Raw genomic sequence first — 15067 nt, 5'->3', positions numbered from 1 at the left:
AACGGTGGTTCCTCGCAACAGGGCCAGCTCCAGCGTCGGGGCTCCCCGCCGCACCGGGCGCGCGAAGAGCTGGCGCGGGCGGCCTGTTACCTGGAGCGCCTGGCCTTCTCGGCCATGAACTCTTCACGATGTTCCGAGACGAAATGGCGGAGCGCCATGAAGAGCTCCCGCGCGTGCGACCTGTCGTGCCGCTTGAGCGCCGCGCGCAGGTCGTCGGTGATCATATCGCGGATGCGAATGGCCCCTCCGGGTTGTGTGAGAAGATATTGTGCGAGTGCCGCCGCCGCCACGTCGGGCAGATGCTCGTGCTCCGCGATTGCCGCGACCTCGTCCTCCTCGAGGCCGCACAACGCGATGCAGTCTTCTCTCGTGATGTTCATGGCCGCCTCCCTGGATGCGCCGCCCATTGTGCTGGGTCTGCCCCCATCGGCCCACATGCCCAATGATTAACACGTCTGCGCCCCTTCGACGACCGCGCGGTCTCCCGGCGCCGGGTGCGCGACGGGGCGCATCGCTTGGCAGGGCTCGAGCCGGGTGGGGCAGGGCCGCCGTCACGAGCCGACCTTGCGGAACCGGCTGCCGCGTGCCCGGACCGGCGCTGGCTTCCCGGATTGTCGCGCACCGCCCCCCGCCTTAAGCTCCGCCAGAATCCATCGGAGCGCGGGGAGGGGCCATGTTCAATCTCTTCGAGATCATCCAGGCCGCCCAGGGCGGCCATGCGATGGACAATCTGGCGCGCCAGTATGGGCTCACTCCCGACCAGGTGCAGCGGGCCGTGGAAGCGCTCCTGCCGGCCTTCTCGCTCGGCCTGCAGCGCAACGTGCAGGACCCGGCCTCCTTCCTCGGCACCCTCGGCCTGATGGGCTCGGGCCGCTATGCCGATCCTTTCGAGAGCGCCCGCTCGGCCTTCTCGGCGGATGCCGTGCAGCAGGGCAACGACGTGCTCGCCCGGCTGTTCGGCTCGAAGGAGGTGAGCCGCCGGATTGCGGCCCAGGCAGCGGTCATGAGCGGTATCGGGCAGAACATCCTGAAGCAGATGCTGCCGGTGATCGCTGCCATGCTCATGGGCGGCCTCTTCAAGTCGGCCGCGGATCAGGGGCTCGGCGGCGTGCTCGGCCAGCTCGGCGGTCTTTTCGGCGGCGCGGGCGCGCAGGCCGCGCAGCCAGGCCGCGAGCAGGCGGCGGGGCAGGGCGGGGCCGCCACGACACCCGCTGACATCTTCGGGCAGCTCAGCGAGATGATCCAGCGCGGGGCCATGGCGGGCTTTCCCGGCGGCTTCGGCGTGCCGCAGCCGCCCGCACCGCCGCAGAGCCCGCCGCGAGAGAGCGCTGGCGCCCCCCCACATCCCTTCGAGGCCCTGCTCGGCGGTCTTCTGGGAGGCATGTTCGGCACCGGCGCGGCGAAGGAGGCCGCGCAGCCCGAGCCGGCGCTCCAGCCCGAACCTCCGCCGGAGGCGCCCCGTGCGCAGGCGCAGGGCTTCGACCCTGCCCAGTTCGGTCTCGATCCGCTCACGCAGATGTTCGAGACGGGACGCGCCGTGCAGGACCAGAATCTGGCGGCGATGCAGGCGATCTTCGACGAGGTCCTGGGTCCCGCGCCAGGCCGCCGCCGGAAGTGACGCCGGGCCGCCCTTGCGGCGGGGGATGACGCGGGGCGCTCCCGCGCCAATCCTCTGCCGCGCGTCGAACCGGCCGGGGTGAGGGCAGGAGCGGTCCGCTCGCGGAAATCCACATGCCGGACATGACATCGCCCGGTCCGACAGGCTACACGCTGCGAAAGCCTGCGAGGGGGCGCGGCGCCGTCCGCGCGGGCGGCGTGGCTGAAGCGAACGGGGCGTCTCTTGGCCGTTTATACCGAAGTAACCGACGAGGAACTCGCGAGCTTCGTCGCGACCTACGACATCGGGGCCGTGCTGTCGGCGAAGGGGATCGCGGAGGGCGTCGAGAACTCGAACTTCCTGCTGCACACCGAGGCCGGCTTCTTCATCCTCACCCTCTACGAGAAGCGCGTGCACGAGGAGGACCTGCCCTTCTTCATCGGGCTCATGGAGCATCTTGCCGCCCGCGGCATCACCTGCCCGCAGCCGGTGAAGAACCGGCGCGGCGAGGCGCTCGGCCGGCTCGCCGGCCGGCCCGCGGCCATCGTCACCTTCCTCGACGGCATGTGGGTCAAGCGCCCCGGCCCGGCGCACTGCGCCGGCGTCGGCGAGGCGCTCGCGAAGTTGCACGAGGCGGGGGCGGATTTCCCCATGCGGCGGCCGAACGCGCTGTCGCTGCCGAGCTGGCGGCCGCTCTTCGAGCAGGCCGACGGCCGCGCCGACGAGGTCTCGCCCGGGCTCGCCCGGCGCACGCTCGAGGCGCTCGCCGAGCTCGAGCGCGACTGGCCGGACGGCCTGCCCGAGGGCGTCATCCACGCCGATCTCTTCACCGACAACGTCTTCTTCCTCGGCGGGCGGCTGTCGGGGCTCATCGATTTCTACTTCGCCTGCACGGACGCGCTCGCCTACGACCTCGCCGTGTGCCTCAACGCCTGGTGCTTCGAGGCCGACGGCTCCTTCAACCTCACCAAGGGCCAGGCCATGATCGCGGCCTACGAGCGCGTGCGCCGGCTGACGGATGCGGAGGTTGCCGCGCTGCCGGTGCTGTGCCGGGGCGCGGCCATCCGCTTCATGCTCACCCGCCTCGTCGACTGGCTCAACGTGCCGCCGGGCGCACTCGTGAAGCCGAAGGACCCGCTCGAATACGACCGCAAGCTCGGCTTCCACCGCCGCGTCGCGAGCGCCGCCGACTACGGGCTGAAGCGATGAGCGAGCGCGTCGCGATCTATACGGACGGCGCCTGCTCGGGCAATCCGGGCCCCGGTGGCTGGGGCGCGCTCCTCGTCTACAAGGGCAAGGAGCGGGAACTGTCCGGCGGCGAGGCCGAGACCACCAACAACCGCATGGAGCTGACGGCGGCGATCGAGGCGCTCGAGGCCCTGAAGCGCCCCTGCGCCGTCGATCTCTACACGGATTCCCAGTATGTCCGCTCCGGCATCACCCAGTGGCTCGCCAACTGGAAGGCGCGCGGCTGGAAGACGGCGGCCCGTGAGCCGGTAAAGAACGAGGACCTGTGGCGCCGCCTCGATGCGGCGCGCAACCGCCACGACGTGACCTGGCACTGGGTCCGCGGCCACGCCGGCCATGCCGAGAACGAGCGCGTCGATGCGCTCGCCCGCGCCGCCATGGAGCCCTTCAAGAAGCGCCGCCAGGCCGGGTGAGGGCGCGCGCCCCGCCTTCAGGCCGGCTTCTCGTCCACGAGCACGATCGCCGTCGTCAGGTCCGTCACATAGGGCATGGAGGCGATCTCGTCGCGCACGGCGTTGAGCGCCTTCGTCGTCTCCGATTCGATCTCGGCGATGACGTCGATCTCGCCGCTGATGGAGAAGCAGCGCTTCACCGCCGGATTGGCGGCGATGCGGTCCACCGTGTCGCGCGCCGGCGTCCTGGCAAGGCGGATGATGAGGAAGGCGCGGAAGAGATGGTCCTCCGCCCGCGCGGGCGCGACGTCGGCCCTGTAGCCGCGGATGGTGCCGTCCGCCTCCATGCGGGCGATGCGCTCGCGCACGGAACTGCGGGCGAGCCCCACCGTTCCCGCGATCGTCTTGATGGGAAGCCGCGCATTGTCCTGCAGGAGGCGCAGGATCTGCCTGTTCTTCTCGTCCATGGTCACGGCCAAGCCCGTCAGGACAGTATGGCGGAGACGGCGCTATCGCGCCGCCGAAACGGCGGCCGATCCGCCATCCTGCGCGGTGCGACCGCCACTGCATCAATGTCAGACTGCGGCCCCGGGAACAATTCTGAACGCGACAATTCGGGACGCCGCAATGACCGCCATCAACCATCCGCGTCCGACCTTCTCCGCCGAGGAGGCGGCGGCGGTGCTGCATGCCCTCTTCGGCGTGAGCGGCCGCCTCGAGGCGCTGCCGAGCGAGCGCGACCAGAACTTTCGGGTGACGGCGGCCGACGGGCGCGAATTCATCTTCAAGATCGTCAATGCGGCCGAGCCGCAGACGGCCGTCGCCTTCCAGACGGCCCTCCTGCGCCATGTCGAGGCCGTCGACCCGGACCTGCCGGTGCCGCGCATCGTGCCGACGCCGGAGGGCGAGGATTTCGGCTTCGCCACCGGCCGTGGCGGCGAGCGCCACGCCCTGCGCCTCGTCACCTGGCTTGCCGGCACGCCGCTCGCCGAGGCGCAGAAGACGCCCGGAACGCTGCGGGACCTCGGCCGGGTCCTCGGCCGGCTCGACTGGGCGCTGCAGAGCTTCGGCCACCCCGGGGCGCATCACGCATTCGACTGGGAGATCCGCGAGGTGCCGCGCTCGCGGGCGCGCCTGTCGCACATCGCCGATCCGGCGCGCCGCCGGCTCGTGGAGACCGTGCTCGACACCTACGACAGCCGCGTCGCGCCGGCGCTGAAGCGCCTGCGCTGCGGCGTCATCCACAACGACGCCAACGACTGGAACCTGCTCGTCGCCGGCCCCACCGGCGGCCCGATCACGGGCCTCATCGACTTCGGCGACGCCGTGCATTCCCCCCTTGTGGCGGAGCTCGCGATCGCCTGCGCCTATGCGATGCTGGGCGCCGCGAGCCCGGTGGAGGCGGCCGCCGCCATCGTCGCGGGCTATCACGCGGAACTGCCGCTGCAGGAGGCGGAGTTCGAGGTGCTGATGGACCTCGTCGCGGCCCGGCTCGCCGTCAGCGTCTCCATCTCGGCGACGCGCCACGCCGCCGCGGCCGAGAACCCCTATCTCCTCGTCAGCGAGAAGCCGGCCTGGGACCTCCTGGAACGGCTCGCGCGCATCGACCGGCGCATCGCCACCGCCATCCTGCGCAAGGCCTGCGGCCTCGAGGCCGCGCCCGGCGTGCGGCGCCTCGGGGAGTGGCTCGCCGCCAACCGCCGGACGCTTGCGCCGATGCTCAGGCCGCATCCGGCGCGCCAGCGCAAATGCGTGCTCGACCTCGGCAGTCCCGACGCGCCACTCCCCAAGGCGAGCGCGGCCGGGGACCATGCCGCCGCCGACCGCGCCTATGCCGAATTGCAGAAAGCGCACGGCTTCGACCTCGGCCTCGGGCCGCACGGGGAAAAGCGCACGGTCTACACGGCGCCATTCTTCCGCTCGGCGCTGATCGACGGGGCGCGCCGCGACCTCCATCTCGGCCTCGATGTCTTCGCGCCGGCCGGCACGCCGCTCTACACGCCTCTTGCGGCGAAGGTGGTGGCGGCCACCGTCAATCCCGCGCCGCAGGACTACGGAGGCCTCCTCCTCCTCGAGCACGAGCCCGAGCCGGGCCTGCGTTTCCAGACGCTGTGGGGCCATCTCGACCATGCCTCGGTGCGCGAGCGGCGCGTGGGAGAGGAACTGCCGGCGGGTGCCTTCGTCGCGCGCCTCGGCGACTATGCCGAGAACGGCGGCTGGGTGCCGCACCTGCATCTGCAGCTCGTCGCGAGCCCCTATGACGATGCGAGCATCATCCCTGGCGTCGGCGAGGAGGCCTTCCGCGAGGTCTGGGCCGAGCTCTTTCCCGCTCCCTACGACTTCGCCGGCCTGCCGCCGGAGACCTTCGAGAGAGGGGGGCGGGACAGGGCGAGCCTTCTCGCCGCGCGCAAGGCCCGGCTCGGGCCGAACCTCTCCGTCTCCTACCGCGAGCCCCTGAAGATGGTGCGCGGCGAGGACGTCTGGCTGATCGACGACACCGGCCGCGCCTATCTCGACTGCTACAACAACGTCGCCCATGTCGGGCATTGCCATCCGCGCGTGGTGGACGCGATCACGCGGCAGGTGCCGGTCCTCAACACCAACACACGCTACCTTCACGACACCATCGTCGACTACACGGAGCGTCTGGCGACGACGCTGCCGCCCGAGCTCGACACCTTCTTTGTCCTGTGCACGGGCAGCGAGGCGAACGAGCTCGCCCTGCGCATGGCGCGCACCTGCACGGCCCGGCGTGACGTGCTGGTGCTCGACTGGGCCTATCACGGCAACACCCAGGGCCTCGTCGACATCAGCCCCTACAAGTACAAGCGCAAGGGCGGCGCGGGGCGGCCCGAGCACACGCACGAGCTGCCCGTGCCCGACCCCTACCGTGCGCCCTCGGGCTGGCCGGCGGCCGAGATCGGCGAGCGCTATGCCGACGAGGCCGTGCGCCGCATCGGCCGCATGGCGGCCGATGGCCGCGCGCCGGGCGCCTTCATCGCCGAGACCATTCCGAGCGTCGCCGGCCAGATCTTCTTGCCGCCCGGATATCTCAGGGCGGTCTATGCGGCCGTGCGGGCCGCCGGCGGGTTGTGCATCGCCGACGAGGTGCAGGTGGGCTTCGGCCGCGTCGGCAACGCCATGTGGGCCTTCGAGGAGCACGGCGTGGTGCCCGATATCGTCACCATGGGCAAGCCCATCGGCAACGGCCATCCCCTCGCCGTCGTCGCCGTGCGCCGCGAGATCGCCGAGCGCTTCGCCAACGGCATGGAATATTTCAACACCTTCGGCGGCAATCCGGTGTCCTGCGCGGCGGGCCTGGCGGTGCTCGACGTGCTGGAGGAGGAGAGGCTCCTGCCGAACGCGGCCGAGCAGGGCGGCTATCTTCTCACCGGCATGCGCCGCCTGATGGAGCGTCATCCAGCCGTCGGCGACGTGCGCGGGCGCGGCCTCTTCTTCGGCATCGAGCTCGTGCGCGACCGGGCGACGAAGGAGCACGCCGGCGCGGAGGCCGCGGCCGTCGTCAACCGGGCGCGCGAGCTCGGCGTGCTCATGGGCACGGACGGGCCCTTCGACAACGTCGTGAAGCTGCGCCCGCCCATGACCTTCCGGCGCGAGCACGCCGACATCCTGCTCGACGTGCTCGGCGAAGCCATACGCGACGTGCTCGGCTGAGCGGGCGCGCGGCGGGGGCGGACATCACGGCAAGACGGGCGACGAAGCCCGCAGGTTCTCAGTCAACGGGAGAGAGGAAACGGTCAATGAGGGCACTTCCTTTCGGCGGCGCTGCGCTGGCGGCGTCCCTGGTCATCGGTGGCGCTTCCGCCGGCACGCTCGACAACGTCAAGCAGAACGGCTTCCTCAAGTGTGGCACGCACACGGGCCTCGCGGGCTTTGCCCAGCCGGACGACAAGGGCGTGTGGAAGGGCTTCGACGTCGATTATTGCCGCGCGGTGGCGGCGGCGATCTTCAACGATCCGAACAAGGTGAAGTTCATCCCGCTCTCGGCGAAGGACCGCTTCACCGCCCTGCAGTCGGGCGACGCCGACATGCTCGCCCGCAACTCCACCTGGACGATGGCGCGCGACACCTCGCTCGGCTTCAATTTCGTCGGCGTGAGCTATTACGACGGCCAGGGCTTCATGGTGCACAGGAAGCTCGCCGTGAAATCGGCCAAGGAGCTCAACGGCGCCACGATCTGCACGGAGCAGGGCACGACCACCGAGCTCAACCTCGCCGACTTCTTCCGCGCCAACAACCAGAAGTACGAGCTCGTCACCTTCGCGGGCTCCGAGGAGACGATCAAGGCCTACGAGTCCGGGCGCTGCGACGCCTATACCACGGACGCCTCCGCCATCTACGGCCAGCGCCTGCGCCTGGCGAAGCCCGACGAGCATGTCGTGATGCCCGAGCTCATCTCCAAGGAGCCGCTCGGCCCCGTGGTGCGCCACGGCGACGACCAGTGGTTCGACATCGTCAAGTGGACGCATTTCGCCCTCGTCAACGCCGAGGAGCTCGGCATCACGCAGGCGAACGTCGACCGCATGAAGGAGAGCGACAATCCCGAGGTGAAGCGCCTCCTGGGCACCGAGGGCAAGTTCGGCGAGTCGATCGGCCTGACGAACGACTGGGTCGTGCGCATCGTCAAGGCGGTGGGCAACTACGGCGAGGTCTTCGAGAACAACTTCGGCGAGAAGACCCCTCTCAAGGTCAAGCGCGGCGCCAACGAGCTCTGGAACAAGGGCGGCCTGCAATACGCCCCGCCGGTGCGCTGAGTTCGTTTCAGAGGAGCGCCTCCGCCGGGCCACCTGGCGGGGGGCTTCGCGGCGGCGCCCCGGGCGCAAGGGGCCGTCACGTTCGACCTCGAAGCTTGCCGGCTTCGTGCCGATCCTCACCTGTCATCCCCGGGCCTGCCCCGGGGATCCCGATCGGAAGGGCGCCGCGTCCGGCGATCTGAATGGCCGGGACGAGCCCGGCCATGACAAGGGAAGGAGAGGCGCAGCTCTTCCGTCAGGTTGCGCTCCCCCCGGGGCCGCCCCCTTGCGTACGGCTCAGGCGCGGCACAGTGGCGGCGTGGTGCCGTTGCCGAGGTCCCAGTAGAGGCCGGCCATGAGGGCGAGGCCCTCGCGGGCGATGGCCACCGGCAGATGCTCGTTCGGCGCGTGCTGCGAGCAGCCCGGATAGGAATGCGGCACCCAGATCGTCTTCAGGCCGAGGATCTCGGAGAAGATGTCGTTCGGCAGCGAGCCGCCAAGATTGGGCAGGATGGCCGGCTTCTTGCCCGTGGTCCGGCGCATCGAGTCGACCGCCCAGGTTACCCAGGCGTCCTCCGGGTCGAGCCGCGTGGCCTGGAAGATCTCGTCGCGGCTCTTCTCCACCCGCACCATGGAAAAGCCGTGGCGGGCGAGGTGGCGGCGGAGCGCCGGCAGCACCTCGTCGGGATCGATGCCGACGACGAAGCGCAATTGGCAGCGCGCCCAGGCCCGCGGCGGCACGGCGTTGACCGGCGTGTCGGGATTGCCGGCCTTCATGGCGAGCACGTCGAAGGAGCACCAGCCGAAGACCTGCTCGGCCGGGGTGAGGCCCGGCTCGCCCCAGTCGGGGTCGATCGCCGGACCGTCCGGCCCGCCGTCCACCTCGCAGTCCGCGAGCACGCGGCGCACGCTCTCGGGCAGCTCCTTCGGCACCCATTCGTGGATGCGGATCTGCCCCGTGGGCGAGACGATGGTCGAAATCGCATGGGCGAGCTGGATGGCGGGATCCGAGAGGAGGCCGCCCCAGTTGCCGGAATGATGGCCACCCTCGCGGGCGTCGATCGTCAGATCGAAGGTCACGCCGCCGCGCGAGCCGAGGAAGACGGTGGGGCGCTCGGCGTTGAGCCGCGGCCCGTCGGAGCCGAGGAGGATGTCGGCCCGGAAGAGGTCCTTCTGCTCGCTGCACAGCTCGCGCAGGCCCGGCGAGCCCATTTCCTCGCCCATCTCGATGAGATATTTGGCGTTGAAGCCGAGCCGCCCCCGCGTCTCGAGCACGGCGCGCAGCGCCGCGATATTGATGACGTGCTGGCCCTTGTTGTCGACGACGCCGCGGCCGTACCAGCGGTCGCCCACCTCCGTCAGCGTCCAGGGCGAGAGCCCGTCCGCCCAATCCTTGTCGAGCCCGCGGATGACGTCACCGTGGCCGTAGCCGAAGACGGTCGGCAGGGCCTCGTCCTCGATGCGCTCGGCATAGAGGAAGGGCCCCTTGGCGCGCGGATGGGTGAGCGTCCGGCAGGCGAAGCCGAGGCCTTGGAGGAGCGGGCGCATCTCCGCCTCGACATAGGCTGTGAGCACGGCCGCCCGCTCCGGGTTCTGGCTCTCGGTCGGCATGGCGACGAGGCGGGCGAGGTCGCTCTTGAAGGCGCCGGAATCGAAATAGTCCTCGGCGCGCGCGATGGCCGCTTCACGGGTCATGTCGGGCTCTTCTCCTCGGATATCCACGTTTGTCCTGCCGGCTCCTGTCCTGCCGGCTCCGCGGCACGCTTCGGGCGATCGGCCGGGCGCCTAGGGCGTCGCGGCGAGCCAGGGGCACGCCTGCTCGTAGGCCTGCGCGAGCTGCAGGACTGAGAGGTCGTCGCGCGGGCGGCCGACGAGCTGCATGCCCATCGGCAGGCTGCGGCCGTCGAAGCCGACGGGCAGGCTGATCACCGGGCAGCCGGAGAGCGTCACCGGCGCCACCACCTCCATCCAGCGATGGTAGGAATCCATGTGCCGGCCGGCGACCTCGCGGGGCCAGTGCTCCTCGACGGGGAAGGGGAAGACCTGCGCCGTCGGCAGGGCCAGATAGTCGCAGGTCTCGAAGAGCTTCAGCACCGTCGCGTACCAGGCGGTGCGCGTCTCGCTCGCTGCATAGACGTCGTAGGCCGACAGGCGGTAGCCGCCCTCGATCTCCCATTGCGCCTCGGGCTTGAGCAGCGCGCGCTTGCCCGGGTCGTCATGGAGCGGCTTCAGCTTGCCGCCGACGGTGAGGTGGCGCAGCGTGACGAAGGCCCGCCACAGCTTCTCGAAGTCGAAGGCGGGCACCGTCTCCTCGACCGTGCAGCCGATCTCGCCAAGAAGCGAGAGCCCCTGGCGGCAGAGGTCGAGAATGCCCGGCTCCATGGCGAGATGCCCGCCGAGGTCGCCGAGCCAGGCGATGCGCCTGCAGCGGGGGTCAGCCTGCAGCCGCACCGCATAGCGATGGTCGCCCCCGTCAAGCGAGAGCGGGGCGCGCGCGTCGTAGCCCGCCTGCACCGAGAGCAGCAGGGCGAGGTCCTCGACGTTGTGCGCCATCGGCCCCTCGTAGCCGAACTGCGACAGAAAGCTCTCGAGCGCCGGCGCGTTCGGCACGCGCCCCTGCGACGGGCGGAAGCCGAAGATGTTGTTGAAGGCGGCCGGGTTGCGCAGCGAGCCGCCGAAATCGCTGCCGTCGGCGACGGGCAGCATGCGCGTCGCGAGCGCCACCGCCGCGCCGCCGCTCGATCCGCCGGCCGTGCGGCTCGGATCATAGGCGTTACGCGTCGCGCCGTAGACCGGGTTGTAGGTGTGCGAGCCGAGGCCGAATTCCGGCGTGTTGGTCTTGCCGATGATGATGGCGCCGGCCTTGCGGATGCGCTCGACGCTGACGCTGTCCGCGGGCGGCACGAAATCGGCGAAGAGGGGCGAGCCGAACGTGGTGGTGAGGCCCTTCGTGAGCGCGAGGTCCTTGATCGCCTGCGGCAGGCCGTGCAGCGGGCCGACCGCCTCGCCCCGGGCAATGGCGGCGTCGGCTGCATCCGCCTCGGCGAGGACTTCGGCGCGCGGCCTGAGCGCGACGATGGCGTTGTAGCGGGGGTTCACCGCGTCGATCTGGTCGAGGAAGGCCGAGACGACCTCCCGCGACGACACCTGCCGCCGGCGGATGAGCGCGGCGAGCGCCGTTGCGCTGCGGCGGCAGAGCTCCGGCGCCTTGCCCACCACGCTTCCCAAGGGTTTCGTCGCAGCAAGGCTCATGGTCGGCTCTCCTCAGTGGGCGGCGGCCGGATCCATGGCGGGCCCGTGCAGGTGGCAGGAGACGGCGCCGCGCCCGTCGCGCAGGAAGGGCGGCACGACGCTCGCGCATTGCGGCAGCCGCTCCGGGCAGCGCGGGTGGAAGGGGCAGCCCGACGGCGGATGGAGCGGGTCGGGGAAGGCAAGCCCGAGTCCCGTTTCCGGAATGCCCTGGCCGGGCTCCGGCGTGAGCACGGAGGCGAGCAGCGCCTTCGTGTAAGGGTGGCGCGGCGCGCTGAACAGCGCTGCGGTCTCGGCGAGCTCGACGACGCGGCCGAGGTACATCACCGCGACGCGCGTCGCGATGTGCTCCACCACCGCGAGATTGTGGCTGATGAAGACGTAGGTGAGGTTGAGCTCGCGGCGCAGGTCCATGAGCAGGTTGAGGATCTGCGACTGCACGGAGACGTCGAGCGCCGAGGTGGGCTCGTCGCAGACGACGACCTCGGGCTTCATGACGAGCGCGCGGGCGATCGCCACGCGCTGGCGCTGGCCGCCGGACAATTCACGCGGGTAGCGGTCGGCGAAGCGCTGCGGCAGCCCGACCTTGTCGAGCATGTCGACAGCCGTGCGCCGGCGCTCGGCCGCCGTGCCGATGCCGTGCACCTCGAGCGGCAGCGCCACGATGGAGGCAATGGAGCGGCGCGGGTTGAGCGAGGAATAGGGGTCCTGGAACACCGGCTGCACGCGCCGCGCCATGGCCTTGCGGCCGAGGGCGCGGATGTCCTCGCCCTCGAGCGTGATGGCGCCCGCGCTCGGCGGCAGGAGGCCGAGCAGCATGCGCGCCAGCGTGGACTTGCCGCAGCCGGATTCGCCAACGATGCCGAGCACCTCGCCGCGGCGGATGTCGAGCGAGATGCCGTTCACCGCGTGCAGCGTGCGCTTGCCCTTGAACAGGCCCTGGCTGACCGCGAAGGACCGGGTGAGGGCGCGGGCTTCGATGAGGGCAGTCATGCCGCGTTCTCCAGGATGCAGCGCCAGCTCTGGCCGTCCGGAGCGCGGTGCACGGGCGGCGCGGCGGCGCAGGCCTCGCGCGCGAAGGCGCAGCGGTCGCGAAAGCTGCAGCCGCGGACATCGCCCACGAGCGAGGGCACGACGCCGGGGATGACGCCGAGCTTGCCGCCGGGCTGCGTGCGGCCGGGCACGGGGATGCAGTCGATGAGCCCGCGCGTGTAGGGGTGCCGCGGATTGCCGAAGAGCGCGGCCGTCGGGCCCTCCTCGACGATCTGACCGGCATACATCACCGCCACCCGGTCGGCGATGCGCGCCACGACGCCGAGGTCGTGGGTGATGAGCACCATGGCGATGCCGAGCTCGCGCTGCAGGTCGGCGAGCAGGCGCAGGATCTGGGCCTGGATCGTCACGTCGAGAGCGGTCGTCGGCTCGTCGGCGATGAGGAGGTCGGGGCCGCACATCAGCGCCATAGCGATCATGACGCGCTGGCGCAGGCCGCCCGAGAGCTGGTGCGGATACTGCCCGAGACGTTCGCCGGCGGAGGCGATGCCCACCTTGCCGAGGAGGTGGACGGCACGCTCGCGCGCCTCCGCCTCACTCGCCTTGCGGTGCAGACGATAGGCTTCGACGAGCTGGTTGCCGATGGTGTAGGCGGGATTGAGCGCCGTCATCGGCTCCTGGAAGATCATCGCCATGCGGTCGCCGCGCAGCGCGTTGATGCGCCTGGCGCCCGCCCGGCTGAGGTCCTCCCCGGCGAAGGCGAGCCGCCTCGCCCGGCGCGTCGCCCCCTTCGGCAGGAGGTCCATGATTGCGAGCGAGGTCATGGACTTGCCGCAGCCGGACTCGCCGACGAGGCAGAGCGTCTCGCCGCGCTTCACCTCGAAGGAGATGTCCCGCACGGCGTGCAGGGTGCCGCGCTGGGTAGCAATGTCGACGCTCAGCCCGTCGACGGCGAGGATGACGTCGTTCTGCAAGCTGCTCATCGCTCAGGCGCGTCCTTCCGGCGAGATCACGTCGCGCAGGCCGTCGCCCGCGAGGTTGATGGCGAAGATGAGGAGCGCCAGCGCCGTTCCCGGAATGGCGATGAGCCAGAACGAGAAGAACATGTAGGCCTTGGCTTCCGAGATCATCAGCCCCCAGGAGGGGAGCGGCGGCTGCACGCCGAGGCCGAGGAAGGACAGCGCCGCCTCGAGCAGGATGGCGCTCGCCGCCTCGAGCGTGGCGACGACGATGAGATGCGGCGCGATGTTGGGCAGGACCTCGCCGAGCACGATGCGGGTCGTCGAGGCGCCGGCCGATTCCGCCGCGGCCACATAGTCGAGCGAGCGCACCTGCTGCGTGGCGCTGCGCATGACGACGGCGAAGCGGTCCCACTTCAGGAAGCCGAGGACCAGGATGACGATCCACAGCGAGCCGCCGATCATGGCGACGACGGCGAGCGCCACCAGGATCACCGGCATCGACAGGCGTGTCGTGACGAGGAAGGTGACGAGCAGATCCACCCGGCCGCCGAAGTAGCCGGCCGCGAGCCCGAGCGCCGTGCCGATGAGGCCGGAGATGACGACGACGCTCACGCCGATGAGGAGCGAGATGCGGGCGCCGTAGACGACGCGGGAGAGATAGTCGCGCCCGAGCTGGTCTGTGCCGAGCGGATGCGCCCACGTGCCCTTCTCGTACCAGACCGGCGGGATCGTGCGCAGGTCGAGGTTCTGCAGATAGGGATCGTGCGGGGCGATGAGCGGTGCGGCGAGCGCGAGAAGGACGATGACGGCGAGGATGCCGGTGCCGATGACGAAGGCCTTCTGGCCGAGGAAGCGGCGCAGGAGTTTCATCGCGGGGGACGGCTCGGGCGCCTCGGGCAGGGACAGGGTGGTGTCGGTCATGTCAGGCCACCCGGATGCGCGGATCGAGCCAGGCATTGGCGACGTCGGCGAGGAGCGTCAGCAGCACGTAGAGCACCGAGAGCAGCAGCACGACGACCTGCATCACCGGAAAGTCCTTGTAGGTGATGCTCTGGTAGGCAAGGTAGCCGAGGCCATCGAGGGCGAAGATGGTTTCGACGACGACCGAACCGCCGAGCAGGAAGCCGAGCTGCACCGCGGTGAGCGCCACCACCGGCACGAGGGCGTTGCGCAGGGCGTGCTTGAAGATGACGCTGCGCGCCGGCAGGCCCTTGGCGCGGGCCGTGCGGATGTAGTCGGCGGAGAGCACCTCGATCATGCCGGCGCGCACGAGGCGCATGAAGGCCGGCGCCACGTAGTAGCCGAGGGCGATCGTGGGCATCACGAAATGGGCCCAGGAATCAGAGCCTGACACCGGCAGCCAGCGCAGGGTGATGGAGAAGAACATCACCAGGATGAGGGCGAAGAAGAAATTGGGCAGCGCCTGGCCGACGACGGCGATCGCGAGCGCCAGCCGGTCGATCCAGCTGTTGGCATAGACGGCGGCGAGCACGCCGAGCGGGATCGAGACGAGGAGGGCGAAGCCGAGCGAGGTGAGGCCAAGGACGATCGTCGTCGGCAACTTGTCGAGGACGAGGGCGCTCACCGGCGTCTTGAAATAGAGCGAGGTGCCGAAGTCGCCCCTCAGCGTCTGCCACAGCCACTCCACATACTGCACGACGAGCGGGCGATCGAGCCCGTAGGTCTTGCGGATGAGCTCGATGTCCTCCTGGCGGGCGCCCTCGCCGGCGATGGCGGTCGCCGCGTCACCCGACAGGCGCAGGAGGAAGAAGGCGATTGCGGAGACGGCGAGCGCCACGAGGAGCGCAAGGCCGAGCCGCTTGAGAACGTAGCCGATCATCGCGATCGATCCGCGTGCGTGGACATCATCTC

At 70.4% G+C, this 15067-nt stretch carries 13 protein-coding genes; 5 read left to right on the top strand and 8 right to left on the bottom strand.

From position 1 onward, the window contains the following. Window positions 1–86 precede the first annotated feature (86 nt). Window positions 87–380: a hypothetical protein gene (locus tag QNA08_RS17465; protein ID WP_283742005.1), complete on the bottom strand. Its 294-nt coding sequence runs from the start codon at window positions 378–380 to the stop codon at window positions 87–89. Window positions 381–673: 293 nt separating this feature from the next. Here QNA08_RS17465 and QNA08_RS17460 point away from each other — a divergent pair, with 293 nt between their 5' ends. The 3 genes from QNA08_RS17460 (at window position 674) to rnhA (ending at window position 3258) form a co-directional block, all read left to right on the top strand. Further along, window positions 674–1618: a DUF937 domain-containing protein gene (locus QNA08_RS17460; RefSeq protein WP_283742004.1), complete on the top strand. Its 945-nt coding sequence runs from the start codon at window positions 674–676 to the stop codon at window positions 1616–1618. A gap of 222 nt (window positions 1619–1840) precedes the next feature. Then, window positions 1841–2806 (top strand): homoserine kinase, encoded by a 966-nt coding sequence (locus tag QNA08_RS17455; RefSeq protein ID WP_283742003.1) that lies wholly within the window; start codon window positions 1841–1843, stop codon window positions 2804–2806. Then, window positions 2803–3258, top strand: coding sequence for a ribonuclease HI (gene rnhA, locus QNA08_RS17450; protein ID WP_283742002.1), 456 nt, complete (start codon window positions 2803–2805; stop codon window positions 3256–3258). The genes QNA08_RS17455 and rnhA overlap by 4 nt, the downstream gene beginning before the upstream one ends. 17 nt (window positions 3259–3275) lie before the next feature. Here the strand turns inward: rnhA and QNA08_RS17445 are convergent, their stop codons facing one another. Beyond that, window positions 3276–3704, bottom strand: a complete 429-nt coding sequence (locus tag QNA08_RS17445; RefSeq protein ID WP_283742023.1) for an Lrp/AsnC family transcriptional regulator — start codon at window positions 3702–3704, stop codon at window positions 3276–3278. 160 nt (window positions 3705–3864) lie between these two features. Between QNA08_RS17445 and QNA08_RS17440 the strand changes: the two genes are divergently transcribed. Together QNA08_RS17440 and QNA08_RS17435 are read left to right on the top strand one after the other, a co-directional pair. Then, a complete protein-coding gene (locus tag QNA08_RS17440; RefSeq protein ID WP_283742001.1) occupies window positions 3865–6912 on the top strand; it encodes an aminotransferase class III-fold pyridoxal phosphate-dependent enzyme in 3048 nt (1015 codons plus the stop codon). Window positions 6913–6998: 86 nt separating this feature from the next. Then, window positions 6999–8012, top strand: a complete 1014-nt coding sequence (locus QNA08_RS17435) for an amino acid ABC transporter substrate-binding protein (protein ID WP_283742000.1) — start codon at window positions 6999–7001, stop codon at window positions 8010–8012. Between the two features lie 276 nt (window positions 8013–8288). Here QNA08_RS17435 and QNA08_RS17430 read toward each other — a convergent pair whose 3' ends face one another. The 6 genes from QNA08_RS17430 to QNA08_RS17405 form a co-directional block, all read right to left on the bottom strand. Further along, a complete protein-coding gene (locus QNA08_RS17430) occupies window positions 8289–9686 on the bottom strand; it encodes a M20 family metallopeptidase (protein ID WP_283741999.1) in 1398 nt (465 codons plus the stop codon). A 90-nt stretch (window positions 9687–9776) separates the two neighbouring features. Continuing rightward, window positions 9777–11243, bottom strand: a complete 1467-nt coding sequence (locus QNA08_RS17425; RefSeq protein ID WP_283741998.1) for an amidase — start codon at window positions 11241–11243, stop codon at window positions 9777–9779. 12 nt (window positions 11244–11255) lie between these two features. Next, a complete protein-coding gene (locus QNA08_RS17420; protein ID WP_283741997.1) occupies window positions 11256–12233 on the bottom strand; it encodes an ABC transporter ATP-binding protein in 978 nt (325 codons plus the stop codon). Beyond that, window positions 12230–13216, bottom strand: coding sequence for an ABC transporter ATP-binding protein (locus tag QNA08_RS17415; RefSeq protein WP_283741996.1), 987 nt, complete (start codon window positions 13214–13216; stop codon window positions 12230–12232). The genes QNA08_RS17420 and QNA08_RS17415 overlap by 4 nt, the downstream gene beginning before the upstream one ends. Window positions 13217–13219: 3 nt before the next feature. Further along, the gene (locus QNA08_RS17410; protein WP_283741995.1) at window positions 13220–14116 is read right to left on the bottom strand and encodes an ABC transporter permease; all 897 of its coding nucleotides are present in this window, start codon (window positions 14114–14116) and stop codon (window positions 13220–13222) included. Between the two features lies 1 nt (window position 14117). Beyond that, window positions 14118–15035, bottom strand: a complete 918-nt coding sequence (locus QNA08_RS17405) for an ABC transporter permease (RefSeq protein ID WP_283741994.1) — start codon at window positions 15033–15035, stop codon at window positions 14118–14120. Window positions 15036–15067: the final 32 nt, after the last annotated feature.

The organism is Chelatococcus albus (assembly GCF_030067675.1).
In the GTDB taxonomy this organism is placed as follows: Bacteria; Pseudomonadota; Alphaproteobacteria; order Rhizobiales; family Beijerinckiaceae; genus Chelatococcus_A; species Chelatococcus_A albus.
Note: the sequence above shows the minus strand (reverse complement) of the source record. Positions and strands in the feature narration are given on the sequence as shown.